Below are 4,655 nucleotides of genomic sequence, written 5' to 3'. Positions count from 1 at the left end.
CGTGATATTATACAAGAAAAATTTCTTGTTTCTCTCTAAAATGGTTATCTTTGCAGCGAATTCAGGTTATATAGCCAAATTGTGAAATGAGCAAGAAAAGAAGAAAGTCCGGCAGACGCATTGGCCTGCTGCTCTACCGCCGCTGGCCCCAACGGGTGGGCACGGGCTATTATTTCGGCCTCTGCCTCACCGGCATATTCACCGCCCGTTTCTTCATCGAATACACCAAAGAGGTGCAGGAAGCCTTCGAGGCCTCACAGCCCTTGGACATGGGCCAACTGCTCAGTCTGCCTTTCATCGCCATCGGCGCATGGTGCATGATGAAAGCAGGTCGTCACTAAACCACCAATCCCCCACACTATGCCGCATACCGCCGATACAAGCCCCTGGCGCCCATTCGCCTCACTTCTGCTGGCCATGCTCCTCAGCTCGGCCTGCATCGGCATGTATGCCCACGACAACCGCCAGCATCCCATCGAGGCACAATACCGCCAGCTGTCAACCCTCAATGCCCAGTCCCTGTTGCGCTACGGCGAAACCCAGACAGGCATCCAGGCCGACGACCGTGCTCTCGTGGCCTTCAACATCCTGATGAGCCGCTACTCTGCACAGATGGAGCGGCAAGACAAATACGCCTGTGCCAAGGCCGCCTGCCACATCGGCAACATCTACTACATGCGCTGCTCCTATTCCAAGGCCATGGAATATTTCCTCACCAGTCTCAAACTGTGCGAAGACAACGGCTTCAGCGACATGATTCCCCGCATCTACAACATGATAGGCAATGTCTATAGCATGTTCAACGACTTTGAGCGCAGCTCCATGTTCTATCGCAAGGCACTCGCCGTGGCACGCCACAGCGGCGACAAGAGCTTCGTCAACCGTCTGCTCAACAATCTGATATGCGCCTACCCCACCAAAGAGCCCCTCAGCCGCATCAAGGCCTACTACCGAGAGATGGCCGCCAACCGCGAGCAGCGTCCACGCTACCACTACAACCTGCTCATGGACAAGGGCATGATACTCTCCTACGAGAACCGCCACCGCGAGGCCATCCGCTGGTTCCGCCAGTCGGCCTACTATGCCCAAGAACATCAGTTGGGCGTTGAGTGCGAAGGCTCTTCATACACAAGCATGGCCGAATCGTTTCTCCGCCTCAACCAAGTAGATTCAGCCCTGTGCTATCTGCACACCAACGAACGTCTGGCACGCGAAAACAACCAAGCCAACCTGCTGGCCGAAACACTGAAGAAGCTCTATATGCTCTATGAGAAGCGCAATTTAGAAAGAGCCCTTCAATACAAGTCAGAATACCTCGACCTCAACGACTCCATCTATAACATCACAGCGTTCAACCACCTCAAGAACGCCCAGTTTCTCTACGAAACCAACCGCAGCACCGACACCATCAACAACCTCACGTTGGAGAAAGAGCGCAAGGAGATGCAGCTCACCATGCAGCGCCGCTGGCTTGTCACCCTCATCGCCTGTTCGCTGCTGTTCATGGTGCTGCTTGCCGTGGTCATTGTGCAGAAACGCCGCCTCAAGGCATCCTACAACAGCCTCTATGAGCGCAGCAAGGCCATGCTCACCGAAGAGAATGCCTATCGGCAGCGCATACACGACCTCGAAGAGCAGTCGCCGCGCCCCACCTCCACCACCGTGCCCGAAGAGCAGCGCAAGGCCATTCTTGCCTGCATCATGCACACCATGGAGCAAACAGAAGATTTCTGCGACAGCAACTTCACCATCGAGCGTCTTGCCGAGAAGGCAGGCACCAACACCCGCTACGCCTCACAAGTCATCAACCAAGTGTTTGGCAAGAACTTCCGCACCCTGCTCAACGAATACCGCATCAAAGAAGCCATGCGCCGCCTGATGGACGACGACACCTACGGCAAACTCACCATCAAGGCCATCTCAGAGAGCGTGGGCTACAAGTCGCAGGCCAATTTCATCACCGTCTTCACCCGCATCACGGGCATCAAGCCCAGCATGTACCAGAAGCTGTCGAGAGAGGAAAAAGAGAAAAAAATCAACGCATAACGCTCTTTTGGTTACTGTTTCGTGAAATAGTAACCGCAAACACATGCAAAATGTTCCATTGATGCCCATCATTCATTATCTTTGCAGCATCTTATTCTTTTTTAAATCTCATGGCTTATGAAACTAACATTACACCATCACCGGTCGTGGGCATCCACACTGTTTGCCCTCTGTCTGCTGCCCATGGGCGCACAGGCACAGACCAACCTCCAGGCAGAAGTCAACGGAAGCAAGGTTGACCTGTCATGGGAATTGCCAACAGGCATGAACGATGTAGAGAACAACGGTTTTGAAGACGACACCTTCCCTGGTGAGGGGTGGACGGTGCAGACCGCCAACGGCAGCGACTACCGCTGCACATGGTTCCACTACCCCACCGATGATTTCTCACAGTTCGACAACTACACCGACTACATCCACACGGGCAGCCACAGCGCCATGGTATTCATGGACCTTGGCACTCACCCCGACGGTTCGTCGGCCAACCAAGACGAGTGGCTCATATCACCGCCATACGACAACGCCACCAACCTCGAGTTCTACAGCTACATCGACCCCATGGTGCTCGAATACGACACCTACGAGGGCTACGACGACCACTATTATGTCAAGGTGAGCCACGATGGCGGCAACACTTGGCAAGTGATATGGGATGCCCGCACCCAGTGCTCACCCGACGGCGGCTGGCAGTTGGTTTCACTGCCCTTGGGAGCTGCCACCCCCGACACCCGCATCGCCTTCCACGCCGTGAGCGGCAAGGCATCAGCCACCGACCATCTCTATTTCCTGTGGGCCATCGACGATGTGCGCATCAGCGGCCCAGCACCCGCTGCCCCCATCAGCAAGGCAGCATCCACCACCTCATTCGGCGGCTACAACATCTATCTCGACGGCCAACTCATAGCCGGCAGCATCAACGCACGCCAATACACCGATGTCAGCGAGAAAGCAGAGGGCGAGCACACCTACCGTGTGGCCTTCTACGATGCCCTCACCGATGAGGAGAGCGAAGGGGTGCAGACCACGGTCAACATCCTTGCCCCCACCTTCGATGCACCACTCAACGTGCAGGTCAGTTCACGCTACGACAGCGAGCAGGGCTACACAGCTGTGATTACATGGGACGAACCCCAGGGCAACCAAAAACCTGAAGGCTACATTGTCTATTGCAACGGCATGTGGGCAGGCTATGGCATCACGGAAACCAGTTTTGAGAACACCGGGCTCACCAAGGGAGTTTACGAATACAAGGTGTCGGCCATGTACGACAATCCCTCGGGCGAATCAGAAGCCGTGGGCGATGTGATAGCCATCGGCACGCGCATGCCCGTCACCCAGCTTTCGGCCGAGCTTGGCGACAACGGCCAGGTCGAGCTGTCATGGCAAGCCCCCGCCGACCGCGACCACAGCGTCAAGGGCTACAACGTTTACCGCAGCACCACCGCCATAGCCACAGGCATCACCACCTGCACCTACACCGACACGGCTGTTCCTCAGGGCCAGTTCGACTACACCGTCACCGCTGTTTATGACGATGATGTAGAGTCGATGCCATCGGCAGTGAGCATCAGCAATGGCACCATGCCCGTCCATCCGCTGCCCTTCAGCGAGACATTCGACACCCCGTTCAAGCCAGCCGACTGGACAGTAGAAAACCTGTATCAATACACCGAAGACTTTTATGTATGGAGATTTGACGATTGGTTTGAGATGAACATCAACGGCAATGGATTCGACGGCTATTACGCCTCCATCGACGGCATCAGCGCCGGCTGGGCAGGCATCATGGCCCACCTTGTCACACCGCCGCTGAGCACAGCCCACGAAGCCGGCCAGACGCTCACCCTGAGCTACGACCTCGACTATCTGTCGATGTGGGACGACTGCGAGGCCTTCATCGAATATTCCACCGACCGCGGTGCATCGTGGCAAGACGTGGAGATGCTCACCCCCTACCATGACACCGACCTGGAAGAAGGCGCAACCTGCAGCCCCGTGCACATCACACACGATGTGACCAACCTCTCCGACACGGGCGAAATCATGTTCCGCTGGTATTACAGCGGCAATATGGACGGCCACATAGCCATCGACAACGTGCGGCTCGAAGCTACCGGCACCACCGGCATCAGCCAAGCCACCACTGACCACCAGCCGCTCACCGTCTATACCACACAGGGTGTGAAGGTAGCCGAAACCAACGGCGCAACCCCTGCATTGCCAGCAGGAGTGTACATCTTCCGTCAAAACGGCCACACCGTCAAGAAAACAGTGAAATAAAACCAACGCCAAACATCCAATAAGGGCTGTGCCGTCAAAATTCAGCGGCACAGCCCTTTATTCAAAGAACCCTTCAGCGTCATGTTCAAATCCAATAAATCATACTTTACCCCAGTTCGGGATAAGATTTTGTTCATAAAAAGTTGGTAGTCTCATAAATATTTTGTACCTTTATAGGTGAAAATCAATTAGTTACAAAAATATTTAATATGACTACCGATTACAAAGTTACAGAATTATTTTGTATTATAGACGAGTTTTGCAAACATTTTGATGCAGAAAATGCAGGAAATTTGCTGGAAGACAATAGCGGAGTGAAGCGTAGACGG

The 4,655-nt window shown here is 54.5% G+C and carries 2 protein-coding genes and 2 pseudogenes; all 4 read left to right on the top strand.

The window, feature by feature from the left end:
* Positions 1-128 precede the first annotated feature (128 nt).
* Positions 129-341, top strand: a pseudogene (locus ST42_RS11060) (prolipoprotein diacylglyceryl transferase family protein); the annotation flags it as partial.
* Between the two features lie 19 nt (positions 342-360).
* Positions 361-2,046, top strand: a complete 1,686-nt coding sequence (locus tag ST42_RS11055; protein WP_042520115.1) for a helix-turn-helix domain-containing protein — start codon at positions 361-363, stop codon at positions 2,044-2,046.
* Positions 2,047-2,163: 117 nt separating this feature from the next.
* A complete protein-coding gene (locus ST42_RS11050; protein WP_156139354.1) occupies positions 2,164-4,326 on the top strand; it encodes a choice-of-anchor J domain-containing protein in 2,163 nt (720 codons plus the stop codon).
* 209 nt (positions 4,327-4,535) lie between these two features.
* Positions 4,536-4,655 (top strand): annotated as a pseudogene (locus ST42_RS14520) (IS982 family transposase); the annotation flags it as partial.

Origin of the sequence: Prevotella pectinovora, assembly GCF_000834015.1 — a bacterium.
GTDB classification, from domain to species: Bacteria; Bacteroidota; Bacteroidia; order Bacteroidales; family Bacteroidaceae; genus Prevotella; species Prevotella pectinovora.
The sequence above is the reverse complement of the archived record's forward strand: the minus strand, read 5'-3'. Positions and strand labels throughout refer to the sequence as shown.

Excerpts from the sequence above, each read along its gene's own strand:
- ST42_RS11050 (WP_156139354.1), top strand. The coding sequence starts at position 2,164 with ATGAAACTAACATTACACCATCACCGGTCGTGGGCATCCACACTGTTT.
- ST42_RS11055 (WP_042520115.1), top strand. The coding sequence starts at position 361 with ATGCCGCATACCGCCGATACAAGCCCCTGGCGCCCATTCGCCTCACTT.